Raw genomic sequence first — 18,220 nt, 5'->3', positions numbered from 1 at the left:
CAGATCCCGGCCAGACCGCGGCCAAGATCGCGGCATGCCGAGGGTTGTTCGAGGATCGGGGCCCTCGCTTTCCGACCAGTCCTCGGCATGCGGCCGAATAACCCTCGGCGTCTGGGCTGCGGCGGGGCTTATCGGACGGCGAGGGGCATTGACGGTAGCCGAGAGGCGTCAATGGTCACCAAGGGTGGCCGATGGTCGTCGATGGTGGCCAAGGGTGATCGATAATGGCTGAGAGTGGTCGATAGCAGTGGAGGCTGTCGAAGGGAGCCATCCAGGGATTGCCAAGGGGCCGTCCCGCGGGGCTGCCAAGGGGCCCGTCCCGCGGGGCTGCCGAGGGCCCGTCCGGCGGGATTGCCGAGGGGCCGTCCGGCGGGGCTGCCGAGGGGGACGTCCAGCGGGATTGTCGAAGGGCCGTCCGGCGGGGCTGCCGAAAGGGTGACTGAAGGGTCGTCCGGGGTGCGTGCCAAGGGGGTGCGTGCCAGGGGAAGGGGATGCGGTTATTCCCAGCGGAAGGTGCGGGCGGCGAGGCCCAGGCTGGCGACGGCCCACACGGCCAGCACGATCAGGGGGCGTAGTCCGGGCCCGTCACCGTCGGCGAGGACGTGGCGCAGTCCGTCCGACAGGGCCGCCGTCGGCAGGCCCTCGGCGATGACCCGCAGCCATCCGGGTAGTTCGGACAGTGCGAAGACCACACCGCCGATGAGCAGCAGCAACAGGTAGACGCCGTTGGCCGCCGCGAGGGTCGCCTCGGCGCGCAGCGTCCCGGCCATCAGCAGGCCAAGGCCGGAGAACGCGGCCGTGCCCAGCACCAGCAGCAGCAGCACCCAGGGCGCGGCGGCCACGCCACCGGAGGGCTTCCAGCCGAGTGCGAAACCGACGGCGACGAGCAGGACGAGCTGCAGTACCTCGACGGCGAGCACGGCCGTGGTCTTGCCGGCGAGCAGGATGGAGCGGGGCAGGGGAGTGGCGCCGAGCCGTTTGAGCACGCCGTAGGAGCGTTCGAAGCCGGTGGCGATCGCCTGGCCGGTGAACGCCGTCGACATGATCGCCAATGCCAGGACGCCGGGCACCAGGAAGTCGACGGGTCGCCCGGTGTCGTGCGGCAGGACGTCCACGCCGGTGAAGAAGGCCAGCAGGCCGACCGGAATGATCAACGTGAGCAGGACGGACTCGCCGCGGCGCAGGGTCAGGACGAGCTCGAGTCGGGTCTGCGCCGCGAACATCCGGGCGCGGCTCGCGGCGCCGGGCGCCGGACGAAGGTCCAGCGTGGCACCCGCGGCGGTCACGGGCGCAGCTCCGCACCGGTCAGTTCCACGAAGACGTCCTCCAGGGTGCGTTGCTCGACCCGCAGGTCCTCGGCGAGCACGCCGTTGCCGGCGCACCAGGCGGTGACCGCGGCCAGCAGCTGTGGGTCGACGGTGCCCTCCACCAGGTAGTGGCCGGACGGGCTTTCCTTGGTGGTGGTGCCGTCGGGCAGGGCGAGCAGCAGGGTGGCGAGGTCGAGGCCGGCGGGGGCGCGGAAACGCAGTTGGCCCTCGGCGCCGCCGCGGGTGAGTTCGGCGGGGGAGCCGGTGGCCACGACGCGGCCGTGGTTGATGATGGTGACCTGGTCGGCGAGGCGCTCCGCCTCGTCCATCGCGTGTGTGGTGAGCACGACGGTGACCCCGGCGGCTCGCAGTTCCTCGATGAGCTCCCAGGTGGTGCGGCGCCCGGCGACGTCCAGACCGGCGGTGGGTTCGTCGAGGAAGACGAGTTCGGGGCGGCCGACGACGGCCATCGCCAGCGACAGGCGTTGCTGCTGGCCGCCGGAGAGACGGCGAAACGGGGTGGCGGCGGAGTCGGTGAGGCCGAGCCGGTCGAGCAGGGCGGCGGGGTCGAGCGGGTCACGGTGGTGCGCGGCGACCAGGCGCAGCATCTCCCTGGCGCGCGCCCCGGGGTACATCCCGCCGGACTGCAGCATGATGCCGACTCTGGGGCGCAGCTCGACGGCGTCGGCGATCGGGTCGCGACCGAGGATGCGCACCTCGCCGGCGTCGGCGGCGCGGAAACCCTCGCAGATCTCCACGGTGGTGGTCTTGCCGGCGCCATTCGGCCCGAGCAGCGCCGTGACCGAACCCACCGGCACGCTGAACGACAGTCCGTCGACCGCCCGGATGCGCCCATCGGCGACACGGCCGGACGTGGGCGGTTCGGACGGGTGCGGTGCGAGGACCGCGGGGAACTCGCCGGAACCAGGCTCGCGTGGACCGCGCCGGGCGCGGCGGCCGCGCGCGGCGCCGTCCCGTCGCCGATCCGCGCGCGACGGCCCGGTACGGGTGACCGCGGAGCGCGCGGAATAGGTCTTCACGAGGCCCGCGACGCTGACTGCCAGGATCTCGGCCACTCGGCGATCCTACGGATCCCGTCCGGTGAAGGGGGAATTGATCCCCGTTCCGGGGCGGGACATCAGGTCAGATCCGCTGGCGGGGGGTGCGGGTGGCGACGGTGGTGCGGCGGCGCCCGCCGACCGTGGCCGGCTCGTTCGGCTCCACCAGGGCGCCCCACGCCTGCAGTCGTTCGTAGAGGACGGCCGGGGTGGTGCTGTAGAGCCGCGACAGGGACTGCAGGTCACCGCGGCGCAGCCGGAGCACGTCCCGGGAGTTGTCCGAACGCAGGACCTGCACGATCGCGATCCAACGTCGCAGGGGACCGGTGCGGGTCGGCGGCAGTTTGCGTAGCCGCCGCAGGTCGATGACCAGCGGGGGGAGGTGGTCGACCTCACGCCGGTCGATGGCGGGGGGCACCAGCAGGGTCGCCGGCACATCGTAGATCGCGGCGAGCTCGACGAGGCGGTGCACGCGCAGGGTGCGGGAGCCTCGTTCATAGGCACCGAGAGTTCCCGCGGTCCATCGGCCGTGGGTGCGTTGCTGGACGTCCAGCAACGACATGCCTCGCCGATTGCGCGCCGCACGAAGCCTGCGGCCGAGCTCCAGGGCGTAGTCCGCCTCGGTCACAGTCTCCGTCCGGGTCAGGGCTGACGGGAGACGCCAACCGCCCCCGGTGACAGCCTGTCAGGCATCCATCCGTCTGGCAGCCGATTGGCGCACAAAGACGCGGCTGGATGTGGCCCTACGGTGGTCCCCTGGTGCTGGGCGCTACAGAACGTCAAGGATGATCGTGTCTTTGTTTCGGAATGTAGTTACCTGGCCGGCAGGTGTCACTGATATCGGTCGCTCTCGGAGCGGTCGTCGGAGCCGTCGTCGAGGTCGTCGAGGGCCCAGGCCCGGGAGCGCTCGAGGGCGCTGCGCCAGCGCCGATAGCCGCGGGCGCGCTGCCCGGGCGACGTCGCGGGACGGTAGCGGTCGGCACCGCGGCGCAGGTCGGACAGGGCGTCCAGATCGGGGAAGAAGCCGGTGGCCAGGCCCGCGAGGTAGGCCGATCCCAACGCGGTGGTCTCGATGTTGTCAGGGACGTCGACGTCGATACCGAGCACATCCGCCTGGAACTGCATCAGCCAGGCGTTGCGGGCGGCGCCACCGTCGGCACGTAGTTCGGTGACGGCGAAGTCGGCGGCGGCCATCGCCTCGACCACGTCCCGGGTGCGGTAGGCGATGCCCTCGAGGACGGCGCGCGCCAGATGCGCCCGGCTGGTGCCGCGGGTGAGACCGAGCAGGGTGCCGCGGGCCCGCGGATCCCAGTGCGGAGCGCCGAGGCCGGCCAGCGCCGGGACGAAGTACACCCCGTCGTTGCCGGCCAGCGAGGCGGCGAGAGTGGCCGTCTCGGCGACGTCGCCGACGATGCCCAGACCGTCACGCAGCCAGGCCACCGCCGAACCGGTGGACAGGATCGCCCCTTCCAACGCGTACCGCACCGGCTGGCCGTCCAACTGGTAGGCGGCGGTGCGCAGCAGGCCCGCCGCCCGGGCCGACTCCGGCTCCGGCACCGTCACACCCGTGTTGACCAGGACGAACGAGCCGGTGCCGTAGGTGTTCTTGGCCTGCCCGGGAGCGTGGCAGCCCTGCGCGAACAGCGCCGCCTGCTGGTCGCCGACGGCCGCCGCGATCGGCACCCGCACCCCGAGGAAGGCCGCCGGATCCGTCGTCGCGTAGACCCGTGAACTGGGCACCACGGTGGGCAGCAGGTCGTCCGGGATCTCGAAGAGTCCGAGCAGGTCGTCGTCCCAGCGTCCGGTGGCGAGGTGGAGCAGCTGGGTGCGGGAGGCGTTGGTGATGTCGGTGACATGGGTGGCGCCGCCGGTGAGCCGCCAGATCAGCCAGGAGTCGACCGTGCCGGCGGCGAGTTCGCCCCGTTCGGCCCGGCGACGCAGCTCCGGGTCGTGCGCGAGGATCCAGGCGAGTTTCGTGGCGGAGAAGTACGGATCGAGGACGAGCCCGCTGCGGTCGGCCACCCACGGACCATGACCGTCCGCGGCGAGCCGCTCGCAGTGGACGGCGGTGCGCCGGTCCTGCCAGACGATCGCCGGGTACACCGGCGTGGACGTGCGCCGATCCCACACCAGGGTGGTCTCCCGCTGGTTGGTGATCCCGAGCGCGGCGAGGTCGGACGGCGCACGTCCGGCGTCGGCGAGGGCGGCCTGGACGGCCTCGACGACGCTGCGCCACAGCTGCTCGGGGTCCTGCTCGACCCAGCCCGGCCGGGGGAAACCCGGCCGCACGGGGGTGTAGCCGCGGCCGACGACCACCGCCTGCTCGTCGAGCAGGCACACCGTCGTCCCCGTCGTGCCCTGGTCGACCGCCGCGACCACCCGCCCACGCCCGCGGGCGGGGCGGCGAGCCTGATCCTGGCCGGGCCGAGTCCGGTGCTCGTCCTGACGCCACTCGGCCGCGGGTGGCTCACCGTCCGTCATGGCTCCGATCCTGGCGCATCGGACGGCCGCCCGTACGACATGTCGGTACGACCCCGGCGGGTGCCGTCGCCAGGCTCGGCTCAGCCGGAGACTCAGTTGAACCGGAGACTCAGTTGAACCGGAGGCTGGGCTCAGCCGATGCTGGACAGGTCGATCGGGGAACTCGGCGCGGTGGCGGCGTCGGGGGTGCGGAAGTCGGCCAGACGCAGGCAGGTGGTCGAGTTACCGGCGAGAGTGATCCGCAGGGGATAGGCCGGGCCGGTGTTGGCGATCTCGAAGGTCGTGCCGTCGGAGGTCCGCACGCGCACGGCACGCTCGCCGTCCACCTTCTCCTGCTCGACCTTTCCGGCCAGGCCGACGAGGTAGCTGCGCAGCGAGTCGCTGAAGCCGCCGAGGGTGAAGTAGGAGTACTTGGCCGCGTCGGCGGCGGCGAGGCGGACCCAGCGGTCGGCCAACAGGTCGGCGGCGGCGCTGTCGCCGGTGGCGGTGTAGTACGACCGGGCCCGGCGGACGTACGTGTCAGCCTTGATCTTGACGAGCTGGGTCTGCTGGCCGTACTCCTCGACCGTGCCGCGCGTCGTGGTGGGCGACAGCACCAGGTCGTAGTCGGCGGGGGCGTCGCCACCGGGGCTCGTGACGGAGCCGGACAGGTGCACGCCGGGGGCGGTGCGCAACGTGGTCACGGCACGCGAGCCGACCTCGGCCGGCGCCAGCCCCTCCAGCCCGTTGGTCTTCTTGTCTCCGCCGCCGCTGCAACCCGCCGCCGCGCCCACCAGTGCCAGCACCAGGCCGAGCCCGACCAGTGCGCGGGGGAGCCCGCCGTGTCGTCGTCGTCCCGCCCGCATCTGCTGCGCCGCCTCCCGCTGTCGCCCTGTTGCCCTGTCGTTCTGTCGTTCTGTCGCCCGGCGTCCTGCCGCCGGCCCGATGGTGCCCAGGGGTGTCGTCAGTCTGGCAGCGCCTCGGCGGGCACGGTCAACCAGATGCCGGTAGTGGGTGGATGTTGTGTTTGCGCGTGCATTGTCAGGTACAGGAACGGTGTTCGGGTGTCGGCCGGACGACGTCCGGACGGGCCTCGAGGAGCGAAGCGGGTGGTGAAACGGTGCTGGCACTGGGGGTGTGACGCAGATCGGCGCCCTGAAGTGACCTGATCGGGGGAGCTGGGTTCGACCGCGTCCCGTAAATAGGGCACACTGACGTTGTGAAAAACGACCACGATGTCTCGGCCGGGACGGCGGACGGCCGCACCCGTGACCGGGTCGTGCGTCGATTCCTGGAGGGCGGTTCGGCCACGGCGGCCGAACTTTCTCGTCAGCTCGGTGTCTCGCCGGCCGGGATCCGTCGCCACCTCGACGCGATGGTCTCCGACGGCAGCATTTCTCCCATCGAGAGCCGTCCCCACGGTCCCCGGGGTCGGGGTCGTCCGGCTCGGCGCTACGCGCTGACCGAGGCCGGCCACCAGGCCGGCCCGTCCGCCTACTCCGATCTGGCCGCTGGTGCGTTGCGCTTCCTCGCGGAGGTGGCCGGGCCGTCGGCGATCAGCGAGTTCGCTGACAGCCGGGCGGTCGACCTGGAACGGCGGGTGCGTTCGGCGGTCGTCGCCGCGTCCCCGCAGGAACGGCCGGCGGCGCTGGCCGAGGCGATGACGGCGGCCGGGTACACCGCCAGCGTCTCGGAGCTGCCCACCGGGCTGCAGATCTGCCAGCATCACTGCCCGGTCCAGTTCGTCGCCGAGCGCTTCCCGGCGCTGTGCGACGCGGAGACCGCGGCGCTCGCCCGGGTGTTGGACACCCACGTGCAGCGCCTGGCGACGATCGCCCACGGCGACGGCGTCTGCACGACCCACGTACCAGCGGGCCCGCCGCAGGAACCACTCCCACCATCCCCGTCTTCGGAAGGTTCCGCCCCATGACCACCCCTGCCGAGACCGCCCTTGAGGGCCTTGGCTCCTACCGGTTCGGATGGGCTGACACCGACGCCTATGCCGACGACGTGGAGCGCGGCCTGTCCGAGGCGGTCGTCCGTGGCATCTCGGCGAAGAAGTCCGAGCCGTCGTGGATGACCGACCTTCGTATGAAGGGCCTGCGCCTGTTCGAGCGCAAGCCGATGCCGACCTGGGGCGCAGACCTCACCGGCATTCACTTCGACAACATCAAGTACTTCGTCCGTTCCACCGAGAAGCAGGCCGCCGAGTGGGAGGACCTGCCGGAGGACATCCGCGCCACCTACGACCGGCTCGGCATCCCCGAGGCGGAGAAGCAGCGCCTCATCTCCGGTGTGGCCGCCCAGTACGAGTCCGAGGTCGTCTACCACAAGATCCGTGAGGATCTTGAGGAGCAGGGCGTCATCTTCCTGGACACCGACTCCGGTCTGCGCGAGCACCCGGAGCTGTTCCGGGAGTACTTCGGCTCGGTCATCCCGGTCGGTGACAACAAGTTCGCCGCGCTGAACACCTCGGTCTGGTCGGGTGGCTCGTTCATCTACGTGCCGCCGGGCGTGCAGGTCGAGATCCCGCTGCAGGCCTACTTCCGGATCAACACCGAGAACATGGGTCAGTTCGAGCGGACGCTCATCATCGTCGACGAAGGTGCCTACGTGCACTACGTCGAGGGTTGCACCGCCCCGATCTACTCGTCGGACTCGCTGCACTCGGCCGTCGTCGAGATCATCGTGAAGAAGAACGCGCGCTGCCGGTACACGACCATCCAGAACTGGTCGAACAACGTCTACAACCTGGTCACCAAGCGTGCCGCCTGCCATGAGGGCGCCACGATGGAGTGGGTCGACGGCAACATCGGCTCCAAGGTGACCATGAAGTACCCGGCCGTGTGGATGCTCGGCGAGCACGCCAAGGGCGAGGTCCTCTCGATCGCCTTCGCCGGCCCCGGCCAGCACCAGGACGCCGGCGCCAAGATGGTGCACGCCGCGCCGCACACGTCCTCGCAGATCATCTCCAAGTCGGTGGCCCGCGGCGGCGGCCGGACGTCCTACCGCGGTCTCGTGCAGATCAACGAGGGTTCGTCGGGGTCGCGCTCCACGGTCAAGTGCGACGCGCTGCTCGTCGACACGATCAGCCGCTCCGACACCTACCCGTATGTCGACGTCCGCGAGGACGACGCGTCCATCGGGCACGAGGCGAGCGTGTCGAAGGTCGGCGCGGACCAGCTGTTCTACCTGATGAGCCGCGGTCTGTCGGAGGAGGAGGCGATGGCGATGATCGTGCGCGGCTTCGTCGAGCCCATCGCCCGCGAACTGCCGATGGAATACGCGCTCGAACTCAACCGGCTCATCGAGCTGCAGATGGAAGGTTCGGTCGGCTGATGGCCGTCATCGATGCCACCGGGCGCCCCCCGGCGGCCGCCGGAGCCGTGCCCCGCCCGGTGCGTTCCCGTGACCCGCAGGACCACGACGTGCCCACCGGGCGCGAGGAGGCCTGGCGGTTCACCCCGCTGCGCCGCCTGCGTGGCCTGCCGACCGGCCCCGAGGCCGACGGCCTGGTCACGGTCACGGTCACGGCACCTGACGGGGTCGCCGTCGAGCGGCTCGACGCCGCCGACGCCCGGATCGGTCGGGTCCTGATCCCGGCCGACCGGATCGCCGCGTTCGCCACCGCCCGTGCGGGCGGGGCGACCGCCGTGACGATCCCCGCCGAGGCGTCGCTGTCGGAACCGGTCATCGTGCGCCTGCACGGTGAGGGTCCGCAGGGCGCCGCCGGAGCCGCCAGCGCCGCCGGGGTCGCCTACGGCCACCTGGTGATCGAGGCCGGGCCGTTCTCGTCCGCCACCGTCGTGCTCGACCACACCGGCAGCGCCACCTACGCCGGCAACGTCGAGGTGTACGTCGGCCACGGCGCGTCGCTCACCGTGATCTCCCTGCAGGACTGGGACGCGGGCACCGTGCACCTGGGCGCGCACGCCTTCTCCGTCGGCCGGGACGCGAAGCTGCGTTCGTTCACCGTCACGCTCGGCGGTGAGCTCGTCCGGCTCAACCCGACCGTCGACTACCGCGGGCCCGGCGGCGACGCCGAGCTCAACGGCGTGTTCTTCACCGACGCCGGCCAGCACCAGGAGCACCGCCTGCTGGTCACCCACCAGGCGCGCTCGTGCCGCAGCCGGGTGACCTACAAGGGTGCGCTGCGCGGCGAGTCGGCGCACGCGGTGTGGATCGGCGACGTCCTGATCGGCGCCGACGCGGTCGACACCGACACCTACGAGCTCAACCGCAACCTGGTGCTCACCGACGGCGCCCGCGCCGACTCGGTGCCCAACCTGGAGATCCTCACCGGCGAGGTCGTCGGCGCCGGGCACGCCAGCGCCACCGGCCGCTTCGACGACGAGGCGCTGTTCTACCTGCAGTCGCGCGGCATCCCGCCGACCGAGGCCCGTCGGCTCGTCGTCCACGGCTTCTTCGCCGAGGTCATCGACCGGATCGACATTCCCGAGCTGCGCGACCGCATCATGACCTCGGTGGCCGCCCGGCTCGGCGAGTCCGAGCTGGCCGAGGCCATCGCCGAGGCCGAAGCCGCCGAAGCCGCCGAAGCCGCCGAAGCCGCCGAAGCCGCCGAAGCCGCCGAAGCCGCCGAAGCCGCCGAGGCGGCCGGGGCGGCCGCCGGGGCGGGCGCCGGGGCGGGCGCCGGGGCGGGCGCGTGAGCGCCGCACCGGTCGGCACCTCGGCCGCACCCGGGCATCACCGGGTCTGCTCGCTGGCCGACCTGGCCGAGGACACCGCGCTCGGCGTCGAGATCGACGGTGTGCCGGTGTGCGTCGTGCGCACCGGCGGCACCGTCTACGCGCTGCGCGACGAGTGCTCGCACGCCGACGTCCAGCTGTCCGCCGGTGAGGTCGAAGACGGCAAGATCGAGTGCTGGCTGCACGGGTCGCAGTTCGACCTGACCACCGGCCGGCCGTTGAGCCTGCCGGCGATCGACCCGGTGCCCACCTACCCAGTGACTATCGACGGTGACGACGTGCTCGTCGCCGTCGCACAGACGAGCCCGGAACGAGGGTGACGACCGCGGTGTCGACCTTGGAGATTCGTAACCTGCACGTCTCGGTGGAGACCGAGGAAGGTCCGCGCGAGATCCTGCGCGGGGTCGACCTGACCGTCCGCAAGGGCGAGACCCACGCGATCATGGGACCGAACGGGTCGGGCAAGTCGACCCTGTCCTACTCGATCGCGGGCCACCCGAAGTACACCGTGACCAACGGCAGCATCACGCTCGACGGTGAGGACGTCCTCACCATGGGCGTCGACGCCCGCGCCCGCGCCGGGATCTTCCTGGCGATGCAGTACCCGGTGGAGATCCCCGGGGTGTCGGTGTCGAACTTCCTGCGCTCCTCGGCCACGGCCGTGCGCGGCGAGGCACCGAAGCTGCGTACCTGGGTCAAGGAGGTCAAGGCCTCCATGGAAGCCCTGGAGATGGACCCGGCGTTCGCCGAGCGCGGCGTCAACGAGGGCTTCTCCGGCGGTGAGAAGAAGCGCCACGAGATCCTGCAGATGGCGCTGCTCAAGCCGAAGATCGCCGTGCTCGACGAGACCGACTCCGGCCTCGACGTCGACGCGCTGCGCATCGTCTCCGGTGGCATCGAGGCCGTGCGTGCCAAGGGGGAGACGGGCATCCTGCTCATCACCCACTACACGCGCATCCTGCGCTACATCAAGCCCGAGTTCGTCCACGTGATGGCCGCCGGCCGCATCGTCGACTCGGGCGGCCCCGAGCTCGCCGCCGTGCTCGAGGACGGTGGCTACGACCGCTACGTCAAGGGCGGCGGAGCCGCGGTGTCATTGGGCGGCGGAGCGGCCGCGGTCGCCCCGGCGGGGGCTGGAGCTGCGTCATGACCGTCACCGAGCCGCACCCGGCCGTTCTGGCCAGCGGCTACGACGTCGAGCAGGTGCGCAAGGACTTCCCGATCCTGTCGCGCACCGTGCACGACAACCTGCCGCTGGTCTACCTCGACAGCGCCGCCACCTCGCAGAAGCCGCTGGCCGTCCTCGACGCCGAGCGGACCTACTACGAGCGGCACAACGCCAACGTGCACCGCGGCATCCACGTGCTGGCCGAGGAGGCCACCGCGCTGTACGAGGCGACCCGTGACAAGATCGCCGCGTTCATCGGTGCCACCGACCGCCGCGAGGTCGTGTTCACCAAGAACTCGACCGAGGCGCTGAACCTGGTCGCCTACGCGATGAGCAACGCCGAGACCACCGGTGTGGAGGCCGCCCGCTTCCGGGTCGGCCCCGGCGACGAGATCGTCATCACCGAGATGGAGCACCACTCCAACCTGGTGCCCTGGCAGATGCTCGCCCGGCGCACCGGCGCCACCCTGCGCTGGATCGGCCTGACCGACGACGGCCGCCTCGACCTGGCCGACCTCGACAGCATCATCAACGACCGGACCAAGGTCGTCTCGATGGTGCACCAGTCGAACATCCTCGGCACCCTCAACCCGGTCGAGCGCATCGTCGCCCGGGCCCGCGAGGTCGGCGCGCTGACCGTGCTCGACGGCTCCCAGTCGGTGCCGCACCTGCCGGTCGACGTCACCACCCTCGGGGTGGACTTCCTCGCCTTCACCGGCCACAAGATGTGCGCGCCGACCGGCGTCGGCGTGCTGTGGGGCCGCCTCGAACTGCTCGAGGTCATGCCGCCGTTCCTCGGCGGTGGCGAGATGATCGAGGTCGTGACGATGGAGGGGTCGACCTACGCCCCGCCGCCGCACCGCTTCGAGGCCGGCACCCCGATGATCAGCCAGGTCGTCGGGCTCGGCGCCGCCGTCGACTACCTGAGCGCGCTCGGCATGCCGGCGGTCGCCGCCCACGAGCACGCCATCACCGCCTACGCGCTTGACGCCCTGGCCAGCGTGCCCGGCCTGCGGATCATCGGTCCGCCGACCGCCGAGGCACGCGGTGGGGCGATCTCGTTCGTGCTCACCGACGACACCGGGCGCAACATCCACCCGCACGACGTCGGCCAGCTGCTCGACGAGCGCGGCATCGCGGTGCGGGTCGGCCACCACTGCGCGCGGCCGGTCTGCCTGCGCTACGGCATTCCCGCGACGACCCGGGCATCCTTCCACCTGTACTCGACGACCGCTGAGGTCGACGCGTTGGTGGAAGGTCTGCACGGGGTCCGGAGGTTCTTCTCGAAGTGAACCTTGATTCCATGTACCAGGAGATCATCCTGGACCACTACCGCAACCCGCTGCACCGCGGGCTGCGCGACCCGTTCGACGCCGAGGTGCACCACGTCAACCCCACCTGCGGGGACGAGGTCACCCTGCGGGTGAAGGTCGTCGACGGTGTGGTCGAGGACGTCTCGTACGAGAGCGAGGGCTGTTCGATCAGCCAGGCCTCGGCGAGCGTGATGAGCGACCTGGTGATCGGCAAGAAGGTCGACGACGCGCTGGAACTCGAACGCGAGTTCCTGGCGCTGATGCAGTCGCGCGGCACCGCGGAGGGTGACGAGGAGCGGCTCGAGGACGCGGTCGCGTTCGCCGGCGTCTCCAAGTACCCTGCTCGGGTCAAGTGCGCCCTGCTGTCCTGGATGGCCTGGAAGGACGCCACCGCCAAGGCCGTCGATCCCGCAGCGGCGGCAGCGTCCGCGTCCGTGTCGGCCACGGCGCCGGCGACCCCCGCCGCCCTCGACGTACCGGAGCAGGAGAAGCCATGACCGACGCGCTGACCGAAACCCCGATCCAGGACGCGACTGCCGACCCCGGCACCGTCATCGGCGAAGCTGGCACCTCCACCCAGGACGCGGCGACCCAGGACGCGGCGACCGAGGCCGAGCAGCACGGCACCCGCGCCGAGCGGGCGGCAGCCTTGGACCTCGCGGAGTTCGACGACATCGAGGAGGCGATGCGCGACGTCGTCGACCCCGAGCTCGGCATCAACGTCGTCGACCTCGGCCTCGTCTACGGCATCCACGTCTCCGACGACAACATCATCACCCTCGACATGACACTCACCTCGGCGGCCTGCCCGCTGACCGACGTCATCGAGGACCAGACCCGCTCGGCCCTGGTCGACGGCCCCGACGGCGGCCTCGCCGCCGACGTGAAGATCAACTGGGTCTGGATGCCCCCGTGGGGCCCCGACAAGATCACCGACGACGGCCGCGACCAGCTCCGCGCCCTCGGCTTCAACGTCTGACCCGCACCACCGTCAGACCCGTACCACCGTCTGACCGCAACACCAACTGGCTCGCCACCGGTCTGGCCGAGGTCACCCTTCGGCCAGACCGGGCGCCGCCTCGCTCGCCTGCCTGAGAGATCTCGAGTCAGTCATCCAGCTCGATCTCATAATCCGTGGGACGAAGATCAATGCGCGGGCTCCTCGCAGTGAACCTTTCCCGGTAACCTGTCGTCGCTTTCAGTAGCGACAACCCTGTGTGTATGAGTTGGTCTTCAGGTGGTGCGCTGGTGCTCCATGTGGAGCAGCACGAGGCATGCCTTCACGACGGAGCCGATCCGCCAGGGGTCGATCGTGACATTACGCAGGACACCGAAAGTGCCCTTGAGTAGGGCGTTTCCGCGTTCGCCGACAGCGCGCAGCGCGTTGTGGATCCTGTTGTGGCCTTTCTGGTCGTCGGTGAGGGTGCCACCCTTCGGCTTCTTGAACGGGATCGTGAGCGGGCCCTCCTGGGTTGCGCACCCTTCGTAACCGAGGTCGAACAGGACCCGGTGGAGCTTATCGCCTGTCCACTCCGCGAGGACCGGGATCGCGCCTGAGGCGCGCAGCGCGGTCAGGTCGTGCTCCCGGCCGGGCCGGACATCGCAGACCCACAGCGGGAAGCCGTCGTCCGGGGCGGTGACGACCTGGACGTTGCCCGCGTGGTTGTGGGCCCTGCCCGACCACCACAGGTCCACGCCCTTCGTCGGGCCGGGCACGCACAGACGGTCGGTCTCCACGAGCGTGCCGTCGACGATCACATGGTCGTAGCCGGCCATCTTCGCGGCGATCAGAGCATTGCGCAGGTCAGGCGCCTGCCAGGCCAGCAGCGCGCGACCCTCGTGGATCGCCCGGTAGCACACGCTCCTACTGATCCCGTGATCCTCGCAGAGCCTTCTGACCTTGGTGCCGTCGCAGAACCAGCGGATCACGACCGTGGCCTGGTCGGCGCAGCCGAGCTTCCGCCTCCCGTTCCGCGTGCCGACACGCTCGCGTTCCGCCGCCAGGAGACGGATCAGACCCCAGAACGTGTGATCGCTGACAGGCAGGTAGGAGACATATGGGATACTCATCGCGACGCGGGGCCTCTCGGAAGTGATCTGTGGAAGGACTACTTCCTACCGAGGCCTCGCGTTTCGCCGTCTACCACCCCTGACACACCCCCCGATCGTCACCCACAGCAATCAGACGCGGAGTGTGACGACCAGTTACAGGGAAAGGCTCAGTGAGCACCCGCGTGTGTGGCCATCGGCTTGGCCGCACACGCTTGCTGTGATCATCTTGGACTCGCGTCGGTCGGTGGGTGCCACCCCACTCGCCGACCCGTTGTGGAGGGGACCAGCTCGTTCGAGCCGGGCCAGGTTGGGGCGGAGTGCGCGTCATCGTGTCTGCCCGGACGCTGGCAGCCGCTCCGCGCGGCGGCGTCGATGCCGTCCATGACGACGGGAGTCCGGCAACCAGCCACGCAGGTGGTCCTGCGACCCGGGCGGCAGGGTCCCCGCTGCCACTGTCCTGGACGAGACGTTTTCCCAACAGGGCGACAGCCTCGGCCAGACCCTGTGGACGAAGGCCGGGGGTCGTAGCCCGGCGGCTGTCGTGACGTCGACGTGGACGTCAAGCGTCGCCTGGGTGTCGCTGATGAGGCCGCCCAGACCGAACAGACCTCGCCCGGGAGCGAGATCGAGGAACAGGCGCGGTCACTGGATGCCGAGCTGGAGCAGGGACCGGCGGCGCAGGGCTGGGTGGATCAGCAGTGGACGTGGGCCCGCTCGGCGCTCGCGGTGAATGACCGTGGTCCCGCAAGTACCGCGCATGCCGCCAAGGCCAGCACCACCGCCAGTGTGCCGCCGGCCTTGGGGTTTCCGCGGGTCCGGGACCCGGCCGAAGACCGTCGGCAGACCCGCTACTGACGACGGATGGTGAGGATCGTCGGCAACGACGACAGCCAGCCGATCGAGAACCGGGGCAGACGACGACGCTGGGACGGCGGGCACGACACCTCGGATCAATCATGATGGGGTAGGAGCCCCATGATCTCCAGGCGTCGCGCCCGTCTCCCGCTACACGGCCCCGTCAGAAACCCCATGCCTGGTCCACCGCCTACGCGTCAGCAAACCTTCCGGGGTCCGGCTGACACCACCAGAACTCTGGTGACCGGAGATCTTCACCTGATCGTCAACGGGTACCGCAACCTGGCTGTTGACAAAATTTCGTCGTGATTAGTGGGTAGCGTCGAGTCCAGCGGTACCTGCGTCAGGGTGCCGTAAGCGGTCCCGCTCACATCGTCCTGACCATCACATGGTGTGCGCGGCAATCTGGGTGATCATCGGGATGAGTACCTGCCGCGCGCCGGTCTCGATGAACTGGGTTTCGCCGCGCTGGAGCAGCAGCCGGATGCTGTCGGTCCATCGGACGGTGCCGCAGATCTGAGCCGCCAGCGACGCCCGCACGCCGCCAGCGACGCCCGCACGCCGCCAGCGACGCCCACACGCCGCCAGCGGCGTGTGGGCGTCCGGTCAGGTTGGCGACAACGGGGATCTGCGGCACCCCGATCGCTGTCCTGGCCAGGATCTGCTCATATCGTGCTTGCGCGGCGCTCATCAGCGGCGAATGGAACGCTCCGCTCACTGGCAGGGGCACGTAACGGTCGGCACCGGCGGCGAGGAAGTGGTCGCGCGCGGCTCGTACCTGGTCGGCGTGCCCGGAGATGACGACCTGGTTGGGTGCGTTGAGGTTTGCCACCCAGATACCACCGCCGGCCCAGTCGTCGATCGCCTGCCGTACCTGCTCGGCAGTCAGGCCGATGACAGCGGCCATCGCACCGCCGTCGGCCTCCCCCATCAGCTCCCCGCGCAACGCTACAAGCCGCAACCCGGTGGCGAAATCGAAAGCACCTGCGGCGAACAGCGCACAGTACTCACCCAGGCTGTGCCCAAGCAGATATGACGGCCTCAGTCCAGTCTCGCGCTGAAACCGCAGGTACGCCAGCACATTCACGGTGTAGATGGCTGGTTGCGCGAAACGGGTGCGGCGCAGCCGCGCCCCGCCAGACTCGGTGCACAGCTGGCGGATCGAGTAACCCAGAACCTCGTCGGCCTGGCGCATGAGGTCGGGGAACTCGTCGAAGAAATCGGCACCCATGCCGGGGAACTGGGAACCCTGGCCGGGAAAGGTGAATACCGGCATGGTCAGTGCTCGGAAACGAAGACGAACTTGTCGGTCGCGCCCGCGGCCAGGTCACGGTAGGTTTCCACGGCCTTGAGCAGCGGGCGTTCCACCATGCCCTCGGGCGCGGGCAGGGCACCGGACTCGAACAGTCCACGCAGGGCGTTCAGCGAGGCGGCGCTGGTTGTCGTGTCATGGCGGGCGGAGTTGACCCCGACCAGGGTGGCGCCACGACGGTAGAAATCCAGGACCGGCACCCGCTCGTGTCCATCGGCGGGCGCGGCGATGATCGCCACCCGGCCGCCGGGTGCCAGCGCGGGGACAGCCAGCGGCAACCAGAACCCGGTGGTGTCGAACACGACCTCGGCGGCATCACCGAAATGCGTGCGTACGTCGGCGGCCAGGTCGTCGCCGAGCACGACCGTGTGTATACCGCGGGCACGCAGCTCCCCGGCCTGCTCGATGCGCCGTACCGCCACCAGCACCCGCGCACCCCGGGCCGCGGCCAGCGCCCGCGCCGCGCCACCGACGGCACCCAGACCGATGATCACCACGGTGCTCCCGGCGTGAATCCCGGTGCGTTCCACGGCTTCCCACGCGGTCAGATACGGCACACCGCAGGCCGCGGCCGCGGCGAACGACAGGTTCCCGGGGTTGGCCGCCACCCCCGCCGCGGGCAGCGCCACGTACTCGGCGTGCGAGCCGTCGCGGGTGAAACCAAGCTCCCGGCCGCTGCCCCACACCTCACGCCCGACCAGATCCGTGGGACCCGCGACGACGGTGCCGGCGAAATCACGTCCCGGAGTGCGGGGCACGGTGGTGTATGGGAACTTCCCGAGCACGTTCTTGAAATCGCTGGGGTTGAGTCCGGCAGCCTCCACCCGCACCACGACCTCGCCCTCACCCACGTCCGGGCGGCGTACCGTGGCGAGATGCAACGCGTCCAGGGAACCGATGCGGTCGAACCGTAGCGCTGCCATTTCTGTCATCCTTGGCCGCCCTTCCTTGGCATGATTGGGTCATCGTGTATTCAAGCAGAGACAGGTAGCTGTCGAGCGAAGCCGGGTCAGTGAGCGGGAACGCCGCAGCCACATAGCCGTCGGGGCGCAGCAGCACACCAGTGTGCTCGGGCACCCGGTGCTGCTCGCGCCAGCGCCCGATTCGATCGATGAGAACCTGAGTGCCTGACGGGCCTCGATAACGCTGTTTCGGGGAGGGCCGGTCGTAGACTACGTAGGCAGCGTCTTCTCCGGTGAGCCGTAACCGGCTGGCCTGCCGAAGTGGTGCCAGGAACCGCTCGGGCGGGGCAGCGTCCTCACCGGCGAACGCCAGCAGCAGGTGTCGATGCGCGCCCAGCTCCCCCAGCAGTGGGAACACCTCGCCGTCAGGCGAGGTGAACGCCGTATGGGGCATCCGCGTACCAGCCCGAAGCTGCGGTCCACACGCCGCCCCCGCCCCGCCTCGGCCGAACAACCCGCCGGCCGGATACCCGACCCGGAACTGGCTGACCTTGCCCAGTTCGGTGGCGTGGAACGATGGTAGGCGCAGCAGGTGGTTCTGGTACCGTAGCAGCTTCCGTTTGATCCGGTTGCGGCCGAAGATCCGCTCACTGAGCAGATCGTTGTACTCGAACAGCCGACGCGCGACCGGATGGCGTTCACTGTGATAACTGTCGAGCATCCGGTCGGCGTCCGCGCTGTACACCGCGTGGCCGAGTTTCCACGCGAGATTCATCGTGTCCTGGATACCGGTGTTGAGTCCCTGTGCACCGATCGGGCTCTGGATATGGGCGGCGTCACCGACGAGGAAGACCCCGCCAACGCGCAGCCGGTCGGCGAGGAACTGTCGCGGGTTGAACCGCGTCACCCAGAACGGAGAGCCGAGGCTGACATCAGTGAGACCAAGGGCGCGCAGCAGGGTGTCAAACCGGCGCAACACGAACTCGTCGTCTACCTCTGCCGCCGTGGTGTGACAGGTGGAGATGAGGCGGAAGTAGCGGCCATCGATCGGTAGGATCGTGAAGAACGTGCCCTCGTCGAAGTAGAA

The 18,220-nt window shown here is 70.1% G+C and carries 18 protein-coding genes; 9 read left to right on the top strand and 9 right to left on the bottom strand.

Annotated elements, in window-relative coordinates:
- Positions 1–497 precede the first annotated feature (497 nt).
- The 5 genes from G6R24_RS09095 to G6R24_RS09075 form a co-directional block, all read right to left on the bottom strand.
- Complete coding sequence (locus G6R24_RS09095; protein ID WP_163548770.1) at positions 498–1,223, bottom strand: ABC transporter permease; 726 nt, start codon at positions 1,221–1,223, stop codon at positions 498–500.
- 59 nt (positions 1,224–1,282) lie between these two features.
- Entirely contained in the window at positions 1,283–2,383 is a 1,101-nt protein-coding gene (locus G6R24_RS09090) for an ABC transporter ATP-binding protein (protein ID WP_163548768.1), read from the bottom strand.
- Positions 2,384–2,450: 67 nt separating this feature from the next.
- Positions 2,451–2,993 carry a helix-turn-helix domain-containing protein gene (locus G6R24_RS09085; RefSeq protein ID WP_163548766.1) on the bottom strand — a complete coding sequence of 181 codons (543 nt, stop codon included), beginning with the start codon at positions 2,991–2,993 and terminating at the stop codon, positions 2,451–2,453.
- Between the two features lie 203 nt (positions 2,994–3,196).
- Positions 3,197–4,846, bottom strand: coding sequence for a glycerol kinase GlpK (glpK, locus tag G6R24_RS09080; RefSeq protein WP_163548764.1), 1,650 nt, complete (start codon positions 4,844–4,846; stop codon positions 3,197–3,199).
- A gap of 131 nt (positions 4,847–4,977) precedes the next feature.
- The gene (locus G6R24_RS09075; RefSeq protein ID WP_163548762.1) at positions 4,978–5,691 is read right to left on the bottom strand and encodes a hypothetical protein; all 714 of its coding nucleotides are present in this window, start codon (positions 5,689–5,691) and stop codon (positions 4,978–4,980) included.
- Between the two features lie 353 nt (positions 5,692–6,044).
- On the opposite strand from G6R24_RS09075, the gene G6R24_RS09070 reads away from it, so the two are divergent.
- Genes G6R24_RS09070 through G6R24_RS09035 form a run of 8 tightly spaced genes read left to right on the top strand, consistent with a single transcriptional unit; the run spans position 6,045 to position 12,991 of the window.
- Positions 6,045–6,755, top strand: coding sequence for a helix-turn-helix transcriptional regulator (locus G6R24_RS09070; RefSeq protein ID WP_163548760.1), 711 nt, complete (start codon positions 6,045–6,047; stop codon positions 6,753–6,755).
- Positions 6,752–8,164, top strand: coding sequence for a Fe-S cluster assembly protein SufB (gene sufB / locus G6R24_RS09065; protein ID WP_163548758.1), 1,413 nt, complete (start codon positions 6,752–6,754; stop codon positions 8,162–8,164). The genes G6R24_RS09070 and sufB overlap by 4 nt, the downstream gene beginning before the upstream one ends.
- The gene (gene sufD / locus G6R24_RS09060; protein WP_163548756.1) at positions 8,164–9,492 is read left to right on the top strand and encodes a Fe-S cluster assembly protein SufD; all 1,329 of its coding nucleotides are present in this window, start codon (positions 8,164–8,166) and stop codon (positions 9,490–9,492) included. The genes sufB and sufD overlap by 1 nt, the downstream gene beginning before the upstream one ends.
- Positions 9,489–9,851 carry a non-heme iron oxygenase ferredoxin subunit gene (locus G6R24_RS09055; protein ID WP_163548754.1) on the top strand — a complete coding sequence of 121 codons (363 nt, stop codon included), beginning with the start codon at positions 9,489–9,491 and terminating at the stop codon, positions 9,849–9,851. The genes sufD and G6R24_RS09055 overlap by 4 nt, the downstream gene beginning before the upstream one ends.
- Positions 9,852–9,859: 8 nt before the next feature.
- Positions 9,860–10,681, top strand: a complete 822-nt coding sequence (sufC, locus tag G6R24_RS09050; RefSeq protein WP_175084496.1) for a Fe-S cluster assembly ATPase SufC — start codon at positions 9,860–9,862, stop codon at positions 10,679–10,681.
- Positions 10,678–11,991 carry a cysteine desulfurase gene (locus G6R24_RS09045; RefSeq protein ID WP_163548750.1) on the top strand — a complete coding sequence of 438 codons (1,314 nt, stop codon included), beginning with the start codon at positions 10,678–10,680 and terminating at the stop codon, positions 11,989–11,991. Before sufC ends, G6R24_RS09045 begins: the two co-directional genes overlap by 4 nt.
- Entirely contained in the window at positions 11,988–12,509 is a 522-nt protein-coding gene (sufU, locus tag G6R24_RS09040; protein ID WP_163548748.1) for a Fe-S cluster assembly sulfur transfer protein SufU, read from the top strand. Before G6R24_RS09045 ends, sufU begins: the two co-directional genes overlap by 4 nt.
- Positions 12,506–12,991: an iron-sulfur cluster assembly protein gene (locus tag G6R24_RS09035; protein ID WP_163548746.1), complete on the top strand. Its 486-nt coding sequence runs from the start codon at positions 12,506–12,508 to the stop codon at positions 12,989–12,991. Before sufU ends, G6R24_RS09035 begins: the two co-directional genes overlap by 4 nt.
- 254 nt (positions 12,992–13,245) lie before the next feature.
- Here the strand turns inward: G6R24_RS09035 and G6R24_RS09030 are convergent, their stop codons facing one another.
- Positions 13,246–14,082, bottom strand: coding sequence for a transposase family protein (locus G6R24_RS09030; RefSeq protein ID WP_163548744.1), 837 nt, complete (start codon positions 14,080–14,082; stop codon positions 13,246–13,248).
- Between the two features lie 534 nt (positions 14,083–14,616).
- On the opposite strand from G6R24_RS09030, the gene G6R24_RS09025 reads away from it, so the two are divergent.
- Complete coding sequence (locus tag G6R24_RS09025) at positions 14,617–14,919, top strand: hypothetical protein (RefSeq protein ID WP_163548742.1); 303 nt, start codon at positions 14,617–14,619, stop codon at positions 14,917–14,919.
- Positions 14,920–15,286: 367 nt separating this feature from the next.
- Here G6R24_RS09025 and fabD read toward each other — a convergent pair whose 3' ends face one another.
- The 3 genes from fabD to G6R24_RS09010 form a co-directional block, all read right to left on the bottom strand.
- On the bottom strand, positions 15,287–16,195 hold the full coding sequence (gene fabD, locus G6R24_RS09020; RefSeq protein ID WP_163548741.1) for an ACP S-malonyltransferase: 909 nt from the start codon (positions 16,193–16,195) through the stop codon (positions 15,287–15,289).
- A 2-nt stretch (positions 16,196–16,197) separates the two neighbouring features.
- Positions 16,198–17,154 (bottom strand): quinone oxidoreductase family protein, encoded by a 957-nt coding sequence (locus tag G6R24_RS09015; protein ID WP_163548739.1) that lies wholly within the window; start codon positions 17,152–17,154, stop codon positions 16,198–16,200.
- The coding region (locus tag G6R24_RS09010; protein ID WP_192029112.1) for an FAD-dependent monooxygenase at positions 17,075–18,220 on the bottom strand (1,146 nt) is incomplete at its 5' end. The genes G6R24_RS09015 and G6R24_RS09010, both read right to left, overlap by 80 nt.

The sequence above is a fragment of the Candidatus Frankia nodulisporulans genome (genome assembly GCF_902806475.1).
In the GTDB taxonomy this organism is placed as follows: domain Bacteria; phylum Actinomycetota; class Actinomycetes; order Frankiales; family Frankiaceae; genus Frankia; species Frankia umida.
Note: the sequence above shows the minus strand (reverse complement) of the source record. Positions and strands in the feature narration are given on the sequence as shown.